Source organism: Gillisella terrae, from assembly GCF_004801395.1.
Classification (GTDB): domain Bacteria; phylum Pseudomonadota; class Alphaproteobacteria; order Rhizobiales; family Rhizobiaceae; genus Allorhizobium; species Allorhizobium terrae.
In genome coordinates this window covers 142,761-162,059 of the sequence record NZ_SSOA01000010.1, presented here as the reverse complement: position 1 = coordinate 162,059, position 19,299 = coordinate 142,761, and the positions used below count along the sequence as shown (strand labels likewise).

Annotated in this window: 14 protein-coding genes, 1 tRNA gene and 1 pseudogene; 5 read left to right on the top strand and 11 right to left on the bottom strand. The window is 55.6% G+C overall.

Annotated features, from left to right (window positions below; genetic code table 11):
• Positions 1-6: 6 nt before the first annotated feature.
• The gene (locus E6C51_RS16660; protein WP_190236807.1) at positions 7-1,002 is read right to left on the bottom strand and encodes an MDR family oxidoreductase; all 996 of its coding nucleotides are present in this window, start codon (positions 1,000-1,002) and stop codon (positions 7-9) included.
• Between the two features lie 349 nt (positions 1,003-1,351).
• Here E6C51_RS16660 and E6C51_RS16655 point away from each other — a divergent pair, with 349 nt between their 5' ends.
• Positions 1,352-4,288 carry a DNA translocase FtsK gene (locus E6C51_RS16655; RefSeq protein WP_190236806.1) on the top strand — a complete coding sequence of 979 codons (2,937 nt, stop codon included), beginning with the start codon at positions 1,352-1,354 and terminating at the stop codon, positions 4,286-4,288.
• 89 nt (positions 4,289-4,377) lie between these two features.
• On the opposite strand, the gene E6C51_RS16650 is transcribed toward E6C51_RS16655, so the two are convergent.
• From E6C51_RS16650 to E6C51_RS16635, 4 genes are all read right to left on the bottom strand, one after another.
• Complete coding sequence (locus tag E6C51_RS16650) at positions 4,378-5,415, bottom strand: ABC transporter ATP-binding protein (RefSeq protein WP_190236805.1); 1,038 nt, start codon at positions 5,413-5,415, stop codon at positions 4,378-4,380.
• Positions 5,412-6,974: an ABC transporter permease gene (locus tag E6C51_RS16645; RefSeq protein ID WP_190236804.1), complete on the bottom strand. Its 1,563-nt coding sequence runs from the start codon at positions 6,972-6,974 to the stop codon at positions 5,412-5,414. Before E6C51_RS16645 ends, E6C51_RS16650 begins: the two co-directional genes overlap by 4 nt.
• Before the next feature lie 186 nt (positions 6,975-7,160).
• Positions 7,161-8,183 (bottom strand): iron ABC transporter substrate-binding protein, encoded by a 1,023-nt coding sequence (locus tag E6C51_RS16640; RefSeq protein ID WP_190236803.1) that lies wholly within the window; start codon positions 8,181-8,183, stop codon positions 7,161-7,163.
• Positions 8,184-8,318: 135 nt separating this feature from the next.
• Positions 8,319-10,499 (bottom strand): mechanosensitive ion channel family protein, encoded by a 2,181-nt coding sequence (locus E6C51_RS16635; RefSeq protein ID WP_190236802.1) that lies wholly within the window; start codon positions 10,497-10,499, stop codon positions 8,319-8,321.
• A 447-nt stretch (positions 10,500-10,946) separates the two neighbouring features.
• Here E6C51_RS16635 and E6C51_RS16630 point away from each other — a divergent pair, with 447 nt between their 5' ends.
• Positions 10,947-12,758: an ABC transporter ATP-binding protein gene (locus E6C51_RS16630; RefSeq protein WP_190236801.1), complete on the top strand. Its 1,812-nt coding sequence runs from the start codon at positions 10,947-10,949 to the stop codon at positions 12,756-12,758.
• 69 nt (positions 12,759-12,827) lie between these two features.
• Here E6C51_RS16630 and secD read toward each other — a convergent pair whose 3' ends face one another.
• Both secD and E6C51_RS16620 read right to left on the bottom strand, forming a co-directional pair.
• Positions 12,828-15,341, bottom strand: coding sequence for a protein translocase subunit SecD (gene secD, locus E6C51_RS16625; protein ID WP_190236800.1), 2,514 nt, complete (start codon positions 15,339-15,341; stop codon positions 12,828-12,830).
• A 115-nt stretch (positions 15,342-15,456) separates the two neighbouring features.
• Positions 15,457-15,870: a hypothetical protein gene (locus E6C51_RS16620; protein ID WP_190236799.1), complete on the bottom strand. Its 414-nt coding sequence runs from the start codon at positions 15,868-15,870 to the stop codon at positions 15,457-15,459.
• A gap of 223 nt (positions 15,871-16,093) precedes the next feature.
• Here E6C51_RS16620 and E6C51_RS16615 point away from each other — a divergent pair, with 223 nt between their 5' ends.
• From E6C51_RS16615 to E6C51_RS16605, 3 genes are all read left to right on the top strand, one after another.
• On the top strand, positions 16,094-16,849 hold the full coding sequence (locus E6C51_RS16615) for a YoaK family protein (protein ID WP_190236798.1): 756 nt from the start codon (positions 16,094-16,096) through the stop codon (positions 16,847-16,849).
• Positions 16,850-16,984: 135 nt separating this feature from the next.
• A tRNA-Ser gene (locus E6C51_RS16610) sits at positions 16,985-17,074 on the top strand.
• Positions 17,075-17,283: 209 nt separating this feature from the next.
• Entirely contained in the window at positions 17,284-17,709 is a 426-nt protein-coding gene (locus E6C51_RS16605) for a tyrosine-type recombinase/integrase (protein WP_330999778.1), read from the top strand.
• Positions 17,710-17,771: 62 nt separating this feature from the next.
• Here E6C51_RS16605 and E6C51_RS16600 read toward each other — a convergent pair whose 3' ends face one another.
• From E6C51_RS16600 to E6C51_RS16585, 4 genes and pseudogenes are all read right to left on the bottom strand, one after another.
• Positions 17,772-18,065, bottom strand: a complete 294-nt coding sequence (locus E6C51_RS16600; protein ID WP_190236796.1) for a hypothetical protein — start codon at positions 18,063-18,065, stop codon at positions 17,772-17,774.
• Positions 18,066-18,069: 4 nt separating this feature from the next.
• Positions 18,070-18,380 (bottom strand): annotated as a pseudogene (locus tag E6C51_RS16595) (DUF2312 domain-containing protein).
• Between the two features lie 337 nt (positions 18,381-18,717).
• Positions 18,718-19,020 (bottom strand): hypothetical protein, encoded by a 303-nt coding sequence (locus E6C51_RS16590; RefSeq protein WP_190236795.1) that lies wholly within the window; start codon positions 19,018-19,020, stop codon positions 18,718-18,720.
• Positions 19,017-19,289, bottom strand: a complete 273-nt coding sequence (locus E6C51_RS16585; RefSeq protein WP_190236794.1) for a hypothetical protein — start codon at positions 19,287-19,289, stop codon at positions 19,017-19,019. The genes E6C51_RS16590 and E6C51_RS16585 overlap by 4 nt, the downstream gene beginning before the upstream one ends.
• Between the last annotated feature and the right edge of the window lie 10 nt (positions 19,290-19,299).

Genomic DNA, 19,299 nt, shown 5'->3' with positions numbered 1-19,299 from the left:
CGCCCCTCACTTTGTCACGTCAATCACCACGCGCCCTTGGGTCTTGCCTGCCAGAATCGCATCAGCCAGAGCGGGCAGATTTGACATTGGCTCCACGCTGGTCATGGCTGCAAGGTGGTCGCGGTTGAGGTGCTGATCGAGATAATTCCAGGCGCGAATACGTTTTGCCATGGGCGTCATCACCGAATCGATGCCGAGCAGTGTCACGCCGCGCAAGATAAACGGCATGACTGTGGCAGGAAGATCGGCCCCGCCCGCAAGGCCGCAGGCTGCAACCGCGCCGCCATAGACGGTTTGGGCAAGGACATTGGCAAGTGTGGTCGAACCCACCGTATCAACGGCCCCCGCCCACTGCTCTTTTTGCAATGCCCCGCCTTTATTGGTGAGGGTCGTCCGGTCAATGAAGTCTGACGCACCAAGGGTGCGCAGGTATTCGTGGGTTTCGGGCCGTCCCGTCGAGGCTGTTACGCGATAACCGAGGCTTGATAAAAGGCTGACCGCAATAGAGCCAACGCCACCAGCGGCACCAGTCACAACAACCTCACTTGTACCGGGCTGAATGACACCCCAATCCTCAAGGGCCAAAACGCAAAGCGCTGCCGTGTAACCCGCCGTGCCAATGGCCATGGCTTGTGCAAGCGAAAACCCGTCTGGCAGACGCATGAGCCATTCCGGCTTGACCCTTTGAAAGCGCGTATAGCCGCCGCCCTCGGTTTCTGTCATGCCAAAGCCGTTGACGACGACACGATCACCGGGCCTCCAGTCTGGTGATCGTGATTGAACGACAGTGCCTGCCAAATCGGCGCCAGCTATCAACGGGGTGCGACGGGCAATGCGGCCAGCGCCGGTAAAAGCAAGGCCGTCCTTGTAGTTCAAGGTGGAATAGGCCACTTCCACCAGAACATCGTGATCAGCAAGATCCGTCAGCGCCAATTGGCGAAACATGCCTTTGGGCTTGCCATCGACCTGATCGATAACAACAGCCGTGAATGTCTCAGTCATAATCCATCCTCCCCGATAAGCGCGCGATAAACCCGTCATGCCCGGCGAAGGTGCCATGGTTGTCGCGGCAACGCCAGCCTCTTTCTGTCACCCGTTGTCAGAGCCTATGGGCGAAAAATATGCCCATTCTGGGACAAAAAATATGCCGCCTGATTATTCACTGATTTCAAAGGGCTGGGGTGATCTTCTCATGCGGGTCAATTTGACCGTTATTGCGAAAACAAGGGGTTAACGTAAATAAATTGCACCACTCTTCGACGATTTACCGCGCCATCGAAACGAGTGGTTAACCTTTATTTTTTACTTCTTTTAGACACAAGCGTTCTTTCTCACCTGAGTGTCAGTTATCATGCGTCTTCCAACACAGAACCACTCTCGTTCCGATGATCACTCCGATCTTGATGATCAGGATGACGGGGCCGTGTCCTTTAGCGGAGATCGTCAGGCTCTGATTCCCGAGGACGCCAAAAAAGTGCCTTTGGAGCCGTGGCAATCGGCGTTTGTGCTGGGGCCAAATGTTCGCTTCACCCGCACACCGGAAAGCGTTATTGCGCGTCGCCGTGAGGCTGAAGCCGCAGCGGAACTGGCTGCCGCAGAAAAAGCGGCAGCAGAGGCCGCAGCCCGTGCCAGCGCACCCCAGGCCACCGTGTCATACACCACGACAAATATGACGTTGCAAAACACCAGCATGTTTGTTTCCACCGCACCCACCAATTCTTTCGGCCTGCCCAAAACCGGCAGTCCGTTGATTGTGCCGCGTCGCAGCCCTCCACCGCGCCCGGTTGAAACCAAGCCAGTGGTGGCGGAGCCCTCAGTGGTTGCCGAGGTTCAGCTCCCGGACGTTCAGCCTGTAGAAATTCAAGTCGAGCCTGTTGTTATGATTGCACCCCAGTTAGCCTCCGTTGCATCAGCAACGGTTGATACGGCCAAAATGGATGCTGTTGCATCGCCAGATTTGGAAACGACCCGCTTGCGTCAGGCCGCCGCCGCCATGCGCATGGCCGAAGACATTGCCGTGCATTTGCATGCCGACGACGCTCAACCCGAAAGGCCAACTGTTTCCGAAGTCCTGCCCCCTTTGACCATTCATGCACAAAAAGATGAAGCCGTTGCATTCACTTCTGGCAAACTAGAGGTATCGGACTTCGCATTCTTTGAAATGATGTCGTTTGACGCGGCAGAGATTGCGCCAGCTGTTTTGCCCGAGCCTGCTGCCTATGTGCCGGTGTCTCGCCCAATCTCGATGCCATTGTATGGTTCGGTCGCGGCGTTTTATCGTGAAATCAAGGTTCGCTCGATCACCAAGGCACGGACCTATCAGCCGTTGGACTGGTCGGAATTTCCGGTTTCGGCAAATATTTATCCGCCCGTGACAATTCCATTCATTGCGGCAAGCATCATGCCAGCGCCACAGCCTCTTGCGCCCGTGGTGTCGGCTGAACCGATCGTGCCTGCACAGATTACGCCGCACAAGGTTGCCGAGAGCGTCCTGCCACCGGTGGTTCACGTGGCTGAGGGGTTGGTCACGCCGTCCGTGGCACCTGCATCAATCGAGCCCGCTTTTGTCGAGCCTGTCCCGGTTGAACCTAACGCCGTAGAGGCCGCACCTGCCGAAGTTGCCCCAGCCGTTCAGGTCCGCTCTTTTTCTGAGAGCCCTCGTGCGAACCGGGCAATCGGTGGCTTGGAAATGAATCGCAACCATCCTTTTGATGGCGATTACACCTTCCCATCAATTGGCCTGTTGCAAGAGCCGCCAGCGGTGCGCGCAGAAGCCATGTTGCCTGAAGCGCTGGAACAGAGCGCTGGCCTGTTGGAAAGTGTGCTGGAAGATTTCGGCATTCGAGGTGAAGTGATTGATGTGCGTCCCGGCCCGGTGGTGACGCTGTATGAATTCGAGCCAGCCCCAGGTATCAAGTCATCGCGCGTCATTGGTCTGGCTGATGATATTGCCCGCTCCATGTCGGCGCTGTCTGCTCGTGTTGCCGTTGTGCCCGGCCGCAACGTTATTGGTATCGAATTGCCCAATGCGGTGCGCGAAACCGTCTATTTGCGCGAATTGATTGAATGTGAAGACTATTGGGAAACCCGGTTCAAGCTGGCGCTTTGCCTTGGCAAATCCATTGGCGGCGAGCCGGTGATTGCCGAACTGGCAAAGATGCCGCATTTGCTGGTAGCTGGCACCACAGGGTCCGGCAAGTCGGTTGCCATCAACACCATGATCCTGTCGCTGCTCTACCGGCTCAAGCCAGAAGAATGCCGCTTGATCATGGTTGATCCAAAAATGCTGGAACTGTCGATTTATGATGGTATCCCGCATCTGTTGACGCCGGTGGTGACCGACCCGAAAAAGGCCGTGATGGCTCTGAAATGGGCCGTTCGCGAAATGGAAGATCGCTATCGCAAGATGTCACGTCTTGGTGTGCGCAATATCGATGGCTACAATGCCCGCGCAGCCCAGGCCCGCGAAAAGGGCGAGGTCATTACGGTGAGCGTGCAGGCGGGCTTTGACCGTCAGTCGGGCGAAATTCTCTACGAAGATCAGGATCTTGATCTGTCGCATATGCCTTACATCGTCATCATCGTCGATGAAATGGCCGACCTGATGATGGTGGCTGGCAAGGAAATCGAAGGGGCCATTCAGCGCCTGGCGCAGATGGCGCGTGCAGCAGGTATCCATCTGATCATGGCAACCCAGCGTCCGTCTGTGGATGTGATCACCGGCACGATCAAGGCCAATTTCCCGACCCGCATTTCCTTCCAGGTGACATCGAAAATTGACAGCCGCACAATTCTGGGCGAGCAGGGTGCCGAGCACCTTCTTGGTCAGGGCGATATGCTGCAAATGGTAGGCGGTGGCCGTATCTGCCGCGTCCACGGACCGTTCGTGTCGGACGCGGAAGTAGAGCAGGTGGTTGCCCATCTGAAAACTCAAGGCCGTCCTGAATACCTTGGTACAGTGACCGAGGATGACAGTGCGGATCCGGCACCAGCACCTGCGGCGGCTGTTTCGGAGGACACCTATGAGCGCGCAAGCAGCGCTGGCGGTGAAGAAAGCGATGAGCTGTATGAAAAGGCCGTCAAGGTCGTGTTGCGCGACCAGAAATGCTCGACCTCCTACATCCAGCGTCGTCTGTCTGTTGGCTACAACCGTGCGGCGTCTTTGGTGGAGCGCATGGAGCGCGAAGGGCTGGTGGGCGCTGCCAACCATGTTGGCAAGCGCGAAATCATTGCCGGATCAGCGATTGAGCCTGCCAATAGCGGCATTGGCTTTAACGACGCCGAATAATCGATCAAGATATGAGCGGCAGGCGATGTGTCTGCCGCTTTCTGCTCCGGCGCGCAGGTTGACGTCAGAGGACTTGATTTGAACCAAGCCTACAAAACGTAAGCGGCACCTGTGACACTGAGATAGACAAAATCTCCGGGTGAGGGCAAATCGAGCCGCGACACTCTGATGGAGAGCGGTTGGGCGGCAGTTGATGCATCTTGGGTGTTCAATGTCACGGTGCCGGTGGCCCCGGCAAAATCGATGTCGGTGACTTCAACGGGGCGAATGGTTGGCTTTGCCTGCTGGCTGATCGTAATTTGCTCAGGCCGCAGCATGATGTCGCGTTGTCCATAGGCTGTGCCCTCAACCGGAATTTTTCCAAGAACACAGTCTGCAACACCGTTGGAAATTGTGGCGGGCAAAAGAACCGCATCGCCCAAAAACAGGGCAGTTTCGCGATCAACCGGGCGCTCATAAAGGGCGCGCGGCGCGCCGACCTGCACCACGGCACCGTCACGCAACACGGCCAGTTGATCGGCAAATGACATGGCCTCAGTTTGATCATGGGTGACGAGAATGGTGGTAATGCCCGCTTGCGCCAGCAGCCGGGACACTGCCTTGCGCATGGTTTCGCGAAGGCCGGTGTCGAGTGCCGAAAACGGCTCGTCTAACAGCATCAGCCGTGGTTGTCGTGCAAGTGCGCGCGCCAACGCCACCCGCTGTTGCTGTCCGCCCGAGAGCTGATGGGGACGTCTTGCCAGCATGACGGCATCCAGTTCAACCATATCGGCCAGATTGGCAATGCGCTTTTCACGATCCGGCGCGCCACGCTCAATACCAAAGCCGATGTTATCGGCAATGCTTAGATGGGGAAAAAGCGCTCCATCTTGCGATACGAGACCGATGCCGCGTTTGTGAGCGGGTATCAAAAAGTCTGCATCGGCCTGCAATTGATCGTCGAGGGTGATGGTGCCCGCGTCTGGCGTTTCAAAGCCGGCAATCAGCCGCAAAAGGGTGGATTTTCCAGAGCCGGACGGACCAACGATTGCCGTTCTGCTGCCCTTTGCGATGCTGAGGGACACGGCGTTCAAGGCTTGCGTTGTGCCATAGCGTTTGCTGACGGCGTGAATATCGAGAAATGTCATTGGCCAGCCGTGCGTTTGGATTGCGATTGCAACAGGAGGGTGAGGGGCAGGGACAAAACCACCATCATCACCGCATGCGGCGCTGCCGCCACGTAGTCTATCTCACTGGTGAGCGACCAGAATTTTGTTGCCAATGTTTCCACGCCATTGGGGGCAAGCATCAGCGTTGCGGTCAGTTCATTGGTAATGCCCATGGCCACAAGCGCAATACTGGCCGCAGCACCGGGGGCTGCCAGCCGCATGGTGGTGAGCCAAACGGCAACAGTCGGGCTTTTGCCAAGGCTCATGGCGGCGCGCTCCAGCTCAATCGGGGCTTGGGCAACGCTTGCCCGCAGGCCAACCATGGCGCGGGGCAAAAACAGCAGAATGTAAGCGATAATCAGGGTGGCAAAGGTTTGATACAGCGGCAAAAACAAACGCACGGTAATGGTCACCAACGATAGAGCGACAACAACACCCGGCAGCGAGCCGACATAATAATGGCAGGCTTCCAGAATGCGCTGAAAACGGCTAGGTGCGCGCACCGACAACCACGCCATAGGGGTTGCCGTCACCATGGCCAGCACGCCGCCCGCAAGGGCCAGTACAATCGTCTGAATAAAGGCATTGCCAACGGTGTCCATCCGCCAAATACTTGCACCACCGATATAAAGCCAGCGAAACAGCGTATAAACAGGCACACCCAGAGCCAGGATGGCAACAATCGCGGGCAGCAGCAATGCCGGTATGAGATAGATGCCAAGTACCCGGCGCTGGATGGGCCTGATAGAGCCTGAGCCGACACGGGCATAACGCTCCTTGCCGCGCAAAAGGCTATCAAAACCCAGCAGCAGAATGCAGCACAGCACCAAAACGCCGCTCAGCATGTTGGAGGCTGCGCTGTTATAGGCGGATTGAAACTGATCAACGATGGCTGTTGCAAACGTATCGAAGCGGATCATGACAAACAGACCGTATTCTGACAGCAAATGCAGCGCCACCAACAGGCCGCCAGCTAAAATAGCCAGACGCAATTGCGGCAAAACCACGCGAAAAAACACGCGCCAAGGCCCAAGCCCCAAAGATGCTGCGGCGTCTTCTATGGATGGGTCCAGCCGCCGCAAGGTGGCTGCAACAGGCAGATAAATGAAGGGAAAATAGGCAATAACCGAGATGAAAACAGCGCTCCACAGCCCATGCATGCCGGGGGCAACGCCAATCCATGCGTAGCTGTGCACAAAGGCTGGCACAGCCAGAGGCGTGACCATCAACCATGACCAGAGATTGGGAAAGGGAAGGTCTGTGCGCTCAATAAGCCATGCCAGAGCAACGGAAAGGGCAACGGTGATGGGAAGGGTTGTGGCTTCCAACAACACCGTATTGATCAGCAAATCGCCAACACGGCCGCGAAAAACCAGCTCAACCACGGTATTCCAGCCGACGTCTATCGTCACCCAGACAATAAACCCGAGCGGAACGAGACTGACGAGGGCGACGATGCTGGCAATGGCAAGAAGACCGACATGCGATGTTGGCCTGCGGAAGGCAGAACGCCTGCCACCCGGAACCAATGCCTGCATATTATGTGCCTGTCGTCTGTTATCTTGCAGCAAGATTGCCTGATCACTCTTGGTTCTCTGCGCTCAAATCGCGCAGATAAAAAACGATGCAATCGCTTTTTTCAAAGCGATTGCAGATGTCTGGCCTAAGCCTTTCTTGAGCAAAAGACAATAGTTTCAGGCGTCACCAACAGGTGACGCAGGGCATTACAAAATGCCGGCTGCCGTCATCATTTCTGTTACTTTTTGGTTGTTCAGCTTGGAAGGCTCAACCTTTGGCGCATCAAGATCCTTGAGGGGAACCAGCTTAGGATTGGATTCTGCGCCCTTGGCGACAGCATATTCAAACGAGGTGCCGTTTTTGAGAATGGCCTGACCGTCTTTGCTGGTCAGGAACTTCAAGAACGCCTGTGCATCCTTCATGTGCTGGGTGGATTTGATGATCCCGGCACCCGATGTGCTCACAAACGCACCAGGGTCCTGATGCTTGAAATAATGCAAAGCAACATTCTTGCTGTTTTCGCCGGTCTTGGCCTGATCACCAAACCAGTAGTAATGATAGATCACCGCACCTTCTACTTCGCCAGCATTCACAGCCTTCATGGCAACGCTGTTGCCTTTATAGAAGGTGGCATTTTCTTTGAGAGCCTTCAGCCATTTGGCTGTTGCTTCTTCACCCTTCAACTCCAGAAGGGCGCTGACAATGGCCTGAAAATCTGCACCGGAAGGTGATGCTGCCCAACGGCCTTTCCAGGCTGGATCGGCCAGATCCAACAACGACTTCGGCAGCTTGTCGGCGCTCAGCTTGTTTTTGTCATAGGCAAAAACGGTTGAGCGGGCCGCAATGCCAATCCAGTGGCCATTGGCCGGACGGAACTCGGCAGGCACTTGTTCAAGCGTGTCTTTGTCGACCGGGGCAAACAGGCCAGCATTGTCCACCAAGGTCATGGCAGGGGAATTTTCAGTCAAAAACACGTCGGCTGGGGAGGCAACGCCTTCCTGCACCAATTGATTGGCAAGCTGCATGTCGCTGCCCTGACGGACTGTCACTTTAATGCCAGTGGCTTTGGTGAAGGCATCGATCCACTCGCGCCCCAAGCTTTCGTGCTGCGCGTTGTAGACAACGATCCCTTCGCCGTCGGCGGCAACGGCATAGGAAGCGGGGCCAGTGGCCAAAAGCGCGGCGAAAACAGCAAGGGCTTTTGCCCCACGGATGCGAGAGGTTCTCAAGTGTGTCTCCTGTGAAATCGACTTGGTCTATGCATTCAACTAAATAAGATGACTTAAGAAGTCAAGTTCTAGGTGCGAGATACATGGAGACGTTAAGCAGAGTGAAAATGTTCTAAAGAATACAGATAAGATATATCAGGGTTGATTTGCAATCGGCATTGGTATTGCGGCTGCCCCATCTGTCAGAGTGCCGCTGCCATTGCGCACAACGACAGCGTTTGACGCAAGATTGAGGCCCGCCTGCTTGAAAGCGCTCAAAAGCCGACGAATGCCTTCGCGCTTGATAATGCTCGGATTTCCGGGGCGAGAGGTGAATTTGAAGCGGATGACCATGGAGTTTTCGTTGACTTCCTGAATGCCCTGCATTTTTAGGGGTACAAGGAATTCATGACCAAATTCCGGATCTTCCAGCATGGCCAAACCGACTTTTTTCGCTGTTCGGCGGATGGTGTCCAATTCTGCGTCGCGATCAAAGCGCAGTTCGAATTTAATCGTGCCCCAATCGCGGCTGAAATTGGTGACGGCGGTGATCTGGCCGAATGGGATGGTGTGGATTGGGCCGTTTTGGTGGCGAAGCCGGATCGATCGCAGCGAGATTTGCTCAACGGTCCCCTTCAATTTTCCGGTATCGATATACTCACCAATGCGAAACGCATCTTCGGCGAGAAAGAAGATGCCGGAAACAACATCCTTCACCAGTGTTTGCGAGCCAAAGGACAGGGCCAGACCCAAAACGCCGAACCCTGCCAGAAGCGGTGCGACATCGACACCCAAGGAGGACAATGTGACCAGCAGGGCAATGGAAACCACCGCACCCAGCACCAGATTGCGCACCACGGGCAGCACTGTTGAAAGCCGGCTTGTTGTCTTATGCGCGGCATCATCATGGCCGGGCAAAGCCACGCCCTTGTCTGGCGAGACTGCCTCAAAATATTTCCACAAGAAGCTGCATGCAAACCAGCTACACACTGCGGCAATGCCAAATTGCTGAAGATGGACCAGCCAGGTGGACGTCGCGATTCCCGCTCCATCCAGCAGCGGCCGCCACATAACAAGGGTAAACTGGATGCCAAAAATCCAGCATGCTCCAGCGAAGGGAATACGCAACGCCCAAAGCAGTACCGACGGAAACCCCGCACCGGATGCGGCTTCGCGCTTATTGCCAAGCAAACGAAACAGCGCCGAAATGCCTCGCCCCAAAATTGGCATCAGTACGAACAGCACCTGGCTTGAGCCAGCCACCCGCGACCACGTGGCATTTTGCGCTGTTCCCGTCACCAAAAAGCCGAGCAGCCATATGAAGATGACAGAAAGCGCGTAGAAATAGACGGTTGCCTTACCCGCGGCCCGCGACAGACCATTGGCATCACGGCCGGAAAATGCAGCGGCGATATCGTTTCGACCGACAATGACCCAGGTAAGCTTGTAAATCGTGAGAATGGTGGAGCTCAAAAACAGCCAGCCATCCGTGGCCATCGGGTCCAGCCCGCGGGTATCTGCCAGCCTGAGCGTTGCGGCAATAATGCCGGAAAGGGCACCAAAGCCGATGGTCATACCGAGATGCCAGCGGGGATTGGCAATGTCGAGCAAGGGTCCAGATGATCCATTGTGGTAAAACAACAGTCGACCCGCAGCCGCAAATGCAGCGGTCAAGGACACCGTTTGGATAATACCGCCTGCAACCTCTCGCGCAAAAGAGCCTGATGCCAGCGACATATGGACGCTGCTGCGGGTGATGGCGAGAAACAAGATCAGAGCACACAGATCGCCAAACAGACGCAGTGCGGCCGTCCATGCTTTGGCCAAGGGCTCGCGGTCCGATTTTAATTTTGGTGCAAACCGGGTGAAGACGAACAGAAAAGCCAAGGCCGCCGCCATCCCCGAGAAAATGGCGATGGCAACGGTATAGCCGACATCTTCCATGCCTGAATCTTCGTCCGAAAGAGCGGTCCAGCTATTGTGCAACGCGGTGGGCAATCCGTACAACCCGGTGAGTGCAATGTCGCCGCCGCGAACAAGCGTCGCCAGTATCGTGCTGTAGGCGGACATCATCATGTCGGCGTCTGTTGAAGCGCCTGTTGTCTGCAACGGGGCTGCGGGTGCGGCTGTCCAGTCAACCTCCACAGGTTTTCCGAGGCTTTTGGCAGCATTCAACACTTTTTCAATGTCGCTGCTGGTTTGCCCGGGGCCGATATGAATGGTCACCGTTTGGTCGGCAGCAAAGGAATGCGATGATAACCCGAAGAAAAAACTAACGGCGATCAGCAAAAATAAAATTCTGAGGCTTTGAAACGAGAACCGCAAGCTGCCGTTCATAGGGGTGTGTCTCCAGCCATCGCCATTCTGATCCAAGCCGCCCGTGGCTCTGGGGCTGCGCCCAGAGACTACTTCGAAAAAGGTAGATTTTTGATAAATGACTGTGGCGAATTTGGCACGGTTGCCCATTACCTTGATTTTCGGCAAAAAACGGTCTTGGCATCCATTTTTCAACCGTCTACAATTTTTGCATTATCAACGCGCTCAAAGGGAGGTTTATGATGGCATATTTTTCAAAATCTCCCGTGGCATCAGCCAATATCGCGACCGGGGTCCGATCTGGCGCAATGCCTGGTGTTGCTGCATAGCAGCCTCTTTCGTTGATTGCTCAGCCGTTCGAGTTCTGAGCTTCTCATCTTTCAAATTCTAAATTCTGCCGTTGGCATTTCTTTGCGTACGGCTCTCTCAATCTCTATTTCGTGAGGCCGGCGGTTGCCGGAATTTATTATGCTGTTTGGAAAAAAATCCCGGCGTGCCGGGGCATTCAGGAACGTTTTTCGTTTTTGTTGGGTTCATTGGCGGCGTCAGCCTGGGCGGGCTGCGTTTATGGTCTGCGCCGTTCTGCTCTCAACGCTTGCCGATGTTCTCACACCGCTCTTTTCTGGCCGTCTGGTTGATGCTGTTGTCACCGGTCAGGCCAGCGATGCGGTGACATGGCATAATGCCATGACTGCTTTTGGCTGGCTGATGGCGCTCTCGGTGGGGGCGGTCGCGCTACGCCACGCAACCTTCACCACCATCATCCAGTTTACCCTGCGCAGCATGGCAGACATTGCGGGTGATGCGTTTTTCAGAATTCAGCGGTTCTCCAGCGATTGGCATGCCAATAGTTTTGCGGGCTCAACGGTGCGCAAGGCAACGCGCGGCATGTGGGCGCTGGACTTGCTCAATGATACCGTGTTCGTGGCGCTGTTTCCGTCGGTGGTGATGCTGACAGGATCAACCGTGCTGATGGCGTGGCATTGGCCCATGATGGGCCTGCTGGTTGGGGTCGGGTCGTTGCTGTTTCTGGTGTTCACTGCCAGCATGGCCTTGGGCTATGTGGCACCCATGGCAAGCCTCGCCAACAGTTGGGATACCCGGCTAGGCGGTGTGCTGGCCGATGCTGTCACCTGCAATGCGGTTGTGAAGGCCTTTGGCGCTGAAACGCGCGAAGATGAGCGGACCGCGAAGGTGGTGCGCAAATGGCAAGACCGCACACGTCGGACGTGGACGCGCGGAACCTTGAATGGCTCCATGCAAGCGGCGTTGCTTGCACTGTTGCGCGGGTGCGTTTTGGGCCTTGCCTTGTGGCTTTGGGCCAGTGGTCGGGCCAGCGCGGGCGACATCACCTTTGTGCTGACGGCGTTCTTTATCTTGCAGGGTTACCTACGTGAAGTGGGCATGCACATTCGCAACCTTCAAAAATCGGTCAACGATATGGAGGAACTGGTGTGGTTGCATGATCAACCACTGGGTATCGAAGATATGCCGGGTGCAAAGCCGATCCGCATCACCGAAGGCCGGATTGAATTTGACCGCGTGAATTTCCATTACGGCCGCCATTCCGCGCCGCTGTATCGGGATTTTTCGGTTACGATCAAACCGGGCGAAAGGGTGGGCCTTGTGGGGCATTCTGGCTCTGGCAAAACCACGTTTGTGAAGCTTATCCAGCGTTTGCATGACGTGAACGGTGGCATGATCCGCATTGACGGGCAGGATATCTCCCGCACCCAGCAGGCGGCACTGCGTCGGCAAATTGCCATTGTGCAGCAGGAGCCCATTCTGTTTCACCGGACATTGGCCGAAAACATTGCCTATGCAAAACCGGGCGCAAGTGCACGTGAGATTGAAAATGCCGCCCGGCTTGCCAGCGCGCATGGCTTTATTGAAGCCTTGCCGAAAGGCTATTCAACCATGGTTGGAGAGCGCGGTATCAAGCTTTCGGGCGGTGAGCGTCAGCGCATTGCCATTGCCCGGGCGTTTTTGGCCGATGCGCCGATTTTGATCTTGGATGAAGCAACATCAAGCCTTGATTCAGAATCGGAAATGCTGATTCAACAGGCCATGGAGCGGCTGATGCAGGGACGCACAACATTGGTTGTCGCCCACCGTCTGTCCACCGTGCGGGCTTTGGACCGTCTGTTGGTGTTCGAGCAGGGCCGGATTGCGGAAGAGGGTACCCACGCAAGCCTGATCCGCATCAATGGCGGCATCTATCGCGGCTTGTTTGAGCGGCAGGCACTTGAATTGACCAAGGGCTTGGTGATTGGCGAGTAAGAAATGGCTGGCAAAGGTAAGTGACTTGGCCGAGGCGATGGCCTCGGCCAAGTCATGATGACGATGTACTTATGCTTGCTTTGCCAGCACTTGTTTGGTCGCTTTGCGGTGCTTTGTCCGCCAATCGCCCAAAAACAGCAGGATGGGTGCTGCAATAAACACTGACGAGATAGCGGCCACCACAATGCCAAACACCATCGGCACCGCAAAACTTGACACGGCACTGCCGCCCCAGATGGCCATGGGCAAGAGCGCCAGAAAAGCCGTGGCAGAGGTATAGATGCTGCGTGCCAGCGTTTCGTTGATTGAAAGATCAATCACATCGCGCAGCGGCATGGATTTATAAAGCCGCATATTCTCGCGCATGCGGTCATAAACCACTACTTTGTCATTGACCGAATAGCCCACAAGCGTCAGCAGTGCGGCAATGGCGGTGAGATTGAAGTCCATGCCTGTCAGGGCGAAGAACCCCAGGGTTTTGGTGACATCCAGCACAAGTGTTGCAATGGCACCCACCGCAAATGGCCATTCAAACCGTATCCAGATGTAAGCCATCATGGCGAGGCTGGCCAGGAGCACGGAGAGGAAGCCAGCAGTTGCCAACTCGCCGCTGACTTTGGGGCCAACCACTTCGGTTTTCTGCACATTGCTGGTTTTATCAATCACCACCAACTCGTTGCGAAGCTTCTCCACCGCTGCTGTCTGGGCTTCCTCACCACCTGGCTGGCGCTCCACGCGCAGCAGGAAGTGTTTCGGATCACCAAACTGTTGCAGGCCCACATCGCCTAAGCCAAGGCTTTCCAACCCTTTACGGAAGGATGCAAGGTCGGCGGGATCCTGGGTGGAAACCTCCATCTGGATACCGCCCTTGAAATCGACACCGTAATTCAATCCCGGTGTGATGAAGAGGACAACGGAGGCAACAGACAAAAAGGCTGACAGGCCAATACCAATGAAGCGCGCGTTCATAAAAGGTATTGTGGTGCCTTCGGGCACAAGATTCATGGAGAAAAGCGACTTTATCTCCAGGGTCTTCAGCTTCATGCGCCCGACCAGCGCGATCATGGCAACCTTGACGATCGACACCGCCGTAAACATTGAAATAATGATGCCCAGACCCATGGTGACAGCAAAACCACGCACAGGGCCAGAGCCGAACCAGAACAGCAACACCGTGGCAATCAATGCCGTAACATTGCTGTCGATGATGGTGGAGTAAGCCCTGCTGAAACCGGCATCAAGTGCCGCCATAGCTGTGCGGCCTTTGCGGGTTTCTTCGCGTATGCGCTCGTTGATCAACACGTTGGCATCGACCGCTAGGCCAATGCCCAGCACAATGCCCGCAATGCCGGGCAGGGTGAGGGTAGCACCTAGCAGTGTCAATCCGGCAAAGGTGAGGATGACATTGAGGGCGAGTGCCAGATTGGCCAAAATGCCCCAGGCGCCGTAAAGCACAAACATGAAGGTGACGACCAGACCAAAGCCAATCAAACCAGTCATGATACCAACGGAAATCGCATCGGCCCCCAGATCGGCCCCGACGGTTCTTTCCTCAACCACGGTGAGCTTGGCAGGCAGCGCACCGGCGCGCAACAAGGCGGCAAGGTCGTTGGCCGATTGAACGGTGAAATTGCCCGAAATCTGCCCCGCACCGCCGGTAATTGGTTCGTTGATCACCGGTGCGCTCAAGATTTTGTTGTCCAGAACAATGGCAAAGGGCTGGCCGACATTGGCGCGGGTGATCTCCGCAAACCGCTGCGCGCCGGTGTTATCGAAGCGGAACGAGACAACAGGCTCGTTGTTGTTCTGGTTGAAGCTCACCCGCGCATCCGTCAGGTGATCCCCAGACAGGGCAGCACGCGACAAAATCTGGAATTGCTGGCCTTTGTCGTCTGAGAGCGTTTCGGTGCCAGCAGGCATTCGGCCATCAGGACCGGGATTGGCCATCAGATGAAAGCTCATCTTGGCCGTCGAGCCCAGCAAATCGCGCAAACGTTTCGGATCTTGAACGCCCGGAAGCTGCACCACAACGCGGTCGGCGCCAGCACGCTGAATTGTTGGCTCGGCAACACCGACCTGATCCACACGTTTGCGAATGATCTCGAGGCTTTGATCAACCGCTGCCGTCACGCGGTCTGCCAGACCTGCATCGGTCATGGCTATGGTGATTTGCGACCCCGCGCCCGTGATAGCGAGATCGGAGCTGCCGGTAACGCCCACCGGTGTGGCAAGCTTTTGGAGTGCTGCAATGGCTGATTGCCTTTGCGTTTCATCGCTCAGTGTTATGACCAACTGTTTGTTGGCTTGCCGCAGGGATGAAACGCCGATTTTGGCCTCATTCAGCGTTTGACGGGCGTCCTGCATCAGTGTTTGCAGGCGTTCTTTCACAAGATCAGCGGAATCCACCTCCAGCACCAGATAGGAGCCGCCACGCAGGTCGAGCCCCAGCGAAACCCGGCTGTGCGGTAGCCAGGACGGCATTTTATCAAGGGTGGATTGTGGCAAAATGTTCGGCAAAGCCGTCAATAAGCCGAACATGATCACAAGGCTATAGAGAGCCAAAAGCCAGCGTGGCGTTTTCATCTATCATCATTCCATATGTTCTATGGTTCAAACCTCGCGCATTGGCCGAAATGGGCGCAAAGCAAGCAGTTAGAGCCATCATAAACCTCAGGCGCTCGATGCGCCGATTGATGCATCAGGAATGTTGCAACGGCGGGGCACGCGGTTGATGCGCGCTGCGGTAAGATGAATGCGCAAGCGTGGCCTGCTCCCAACCGATTTGTTGTTCGGCGCGTTGAGGTGGAGCCGTGGGCGCGATATCGATGAGAACGAGGGGAATATCATTGGGAGGCGGCCCTCCCTTATCGTCGTCGCGATCTGCATCCCGCAGATGTCTGCCTTCATTGCGCACAGACAGATGAACCTTGCCGCGCAGCGCGCTGAAATCAAGATCATTGACATTATGGCGGGGAGCAAATGTGGTGCCCGGAAACCACGGAAGAAACAGAAGGTAAGTCAGCAGAAAGACGCACACAGCCAGCACACTGCCGTCACCATGGGGGCGCGGGCGTCTGCTGCGTATGGCGAGCCGAAATCCGTAACGTTTCATAGGGTTTCGGGTAACACGTCTTCAAGTCATTTGTCGACCGTTAAAGCGCTTTGCCCTCGTTGGCCATATTTGGCTCACGGTGCTGTCAGCCTGGCGAAAAAGCGAGGAGATGGCATTTGAACAAGAGTGACATTTTGCCATTGCTATTGGCTTGCACATGGCAATCTCACAGTGAGATAGTTGTGCATCGTCACGAGTCGCTGACACAGGTTCGGTGTCCAATATGAAAACATACATCAAAAGCCTAGCACACAGAGATCGAACCGAGGCAAGTGACCGCCATCTCGCTTTTTACCTCACTTTCATTGCCGGTGCTGCGAATGCGGGCGGGTTTATGGCCGTGCATCAATACACATCCCATATGTCCGGGATTGTTTCTTCGCTCGCGGATAATCTTGTTCTGGGTGAGCTTGAATTGCTGCTGTCCGGCTTCACCGGATTTGTGTTTTTTCTGTTTGGTGCAGGCGTTTCGGCAATCCTGATCAACTGGGGCCGTCGTCGGAATCTGCGCTCTATTTATGCTCTGCCCTTGGCGTTGGAGGCCGCCTTGCTCGTGGCGTTTTCCCTCTCAGGGTTTCTTGGGCCGATTGATCGTGATCTCGCGCTGATGATTATCGCCCTCTTGTGTTTTGTCATGGGATTGCAAAACGCGATCATCACCAAATTGTCCGGCGCACGCATCCGCACCACGCATGTGACTGGATTGGTGACAGATACTGGCATCGAACTGGGAAAGCTATTCTATTGGAATGGCCGTCAAATCGCGCCACCAGACGGCCCCCCGCCGGTGAGGGCAGATATGCCCAAATTGTGGCTGCTGTCACGCATGGTTTTTCTGTTCTTTCTGGGCGGTGTAACAGGGGCGATCTCATTTCAGCACATCGGCATTTCGGCTGCAATTTTTCTCGCCATTCCCGTTGCCGTGCTTGCCATATTCCCGCTACTGGAAGACTATAACGCACGCGGCATGAAGCAATAAAAATCTACGTAATTTGAATGGTTTTGCTGCATTTTGTTGTTATGGTGTTGACGCCACGTTTTGTCTGGCTATAACCCGAAATCAGAATCGATAACGAACCATATCGATACGGTCAGAGATCGCTCTGACATAGAAGGAAGAGTGTCCGAGTGGTTTAAGGAACCGGTCTTGAAAACCGGCGTGCGGGAGACCGTACCGTGGGTTCGAATCCCACCTCTTCCGCCATTTTTCGATTTTCAACTGTTTTCCAATGTACGTTAAGCCTTGAAAACCGTTTTGTTTCGAGTTTCTAAGATACTCCGTTGTTTTTGAATGTACCCACACAGCCCGACGATTTTGGGTAGGGTCCGAAACAATGGGGGATCGATAAGATGCGATGAATGCTGACGGACACACAAATCAAGAAAGCGAAAGCGGCTGAGAAAGCGTAAAAGATCTCTGACAGCGGCGGGTTTGATTTGCAGGTTGCAGTGTCAGGGTCTAAATTATGGCGCTTGAAGTATCGGGTTGACGGAAAAGAAAAGCTGCTGGCGCTTGGAGTATACCCCCATATCTCACTGGCGGATGCGAGAGCGGCGCGCGATAAAGCTAAGGCCGAGCTACGAGAGGGTAAAGACCCCTCTGTCCTGAAAAAGATGAACAAATTTGCCAGCAAACTGGCAGCGCTTAATACCTTCGAGCAGTTGGCGCGCGAATGGTATGATCTGCAAAAATCGCAGTGGGTTGAGCGTCACGCTTCCGATGTTATCGAAAGCTTGGAAAAAGAGGTCTTCCCGCATATCGGCGCGCGGCCAATCAACGATTTGCAGCCAACCGACATTCTGCCGGTGCTGCGATTGATTGAACGCCGGGGTGTATGACACCAGTGTCACACTCCGGCATCGGGCAGACAGCAAGCCTGCGCAGCCGTTGAACATGCGCCTCAGCTATGACCCACCTCCACACGCCAGCGCCTGCGCACACCAATGCGCCGCCAGCAAATGCCGCTCTCAATGGTTCTGCGCACATGCTGGTCATAGCCACCATCATGAGGCAGGGGGACACCAGAGGTGTGCTCCCTGATCCCCTCAGCGCGAAGATGTTTCATTGTCGCCGTGACGTTGCGCTGATCCATCCAGATCAAATGCAGGTCAAACCCTTGCACTATTGGCACCACGGCATTGTCCGGCACCGGCCTTGCCGCCTGCCGTTGTCTCTTTTCAGCAGTTTGTGCCACCTCATCAGCCCTCCGGTGGGCTGTCGATCATGCCGAGGGCATGGAGATAGGTGTCGAGGATCAAATCCTCTTCCATGCGCTCCTGGTCGTCCTTCTTGCGAAGTGCGACGACCTTCTTGAGAACCTTCTCGTCAAAGCCCGTGCCCTTCGCCTCGCCGTAAACATCCGTGATGTCATCCGCGATGGTTTTTTTTCTTCTTCCAGCCGCCCGATGCGCTCAACAAAAGCGCGGAGCTGGTCACGGGCAACGCCATGTGTCCGCCATGATCTGTGGTCTCCTGTTTTTAAGGTGTTGCCTTTCCTGCGCCGTTGCAGGCGGGCGTCGTGCCGCTTGCGCTCTGGCTCGGTGAGGATTTTAATTCGCCCCAGCACAGGCCGAGGCTTGAGTTCGGTGATGGTCATGACAACGCCGGTATCGCTGAGGCGCGCATGAAACTCCGGCGTTCGCAGCGACTGAAATCCAACCCGCGCAGCAGCGGCCACATCCGGTGTCCAGATCAGCGAGCGCACTTGCTCCAGCGTCAGCCCAGCCGCATCACAGTGGGCGGTGGCCTCTTCAAGTGAGGCCGCGAACGACCCTTCAACGGCGACGCCCACAATGCGCTGCAAATAGCGCGTCACCGCATGGTAGCTGACTTTGACCAGTCCGCTGTTATCCCTGCCGGGATTGGGTTTTACGTCCATCGCCAACTCCCTGATCCCGTATCAAGTCGTGGGCCTGAACCAGAACCGCGAGGTTATGGCGCTGTTGCTCCACCTCATGTGCTGGCCGTGCGTTTCGGCCGTGGCCAAATTTATCAATCCACCAGCACTTCGATTCGATCTGCTTGAGCAATCCGGCCACTAGTTCCGGCGCGCTCAGCGGCACCGCTCGCGCAGTCTGGCGCATTTGGGCCAAGCGCTGCCGTTGTGCCTGCGCAACAAGATCCGTGGCACTGTCAAACCGATGGCTCATACGGTACCGTCCAACAGCGCCTCTTTCTCGCGCCGTAAGTCCTCGATGTGCTGATCAATCGCCAGTGCCCGCTCGTATTTCGCAGCACGGTCCACCCATTCTGGCCTGATGGTCAGAACCGCAGCCAGAAACTGTGGACCATAGGCTGCAATCAAGCCAGCGAAATGCGAGGCAGAAGGCTTGGCCTTGCGCATGAACCAGTTCTCAATGGTGCCAGAGGGAAGCCCGGTATCGGCGGCAATGCTGTGGTAGGTTTGGGTAGGGTACATCTGCCGCAAA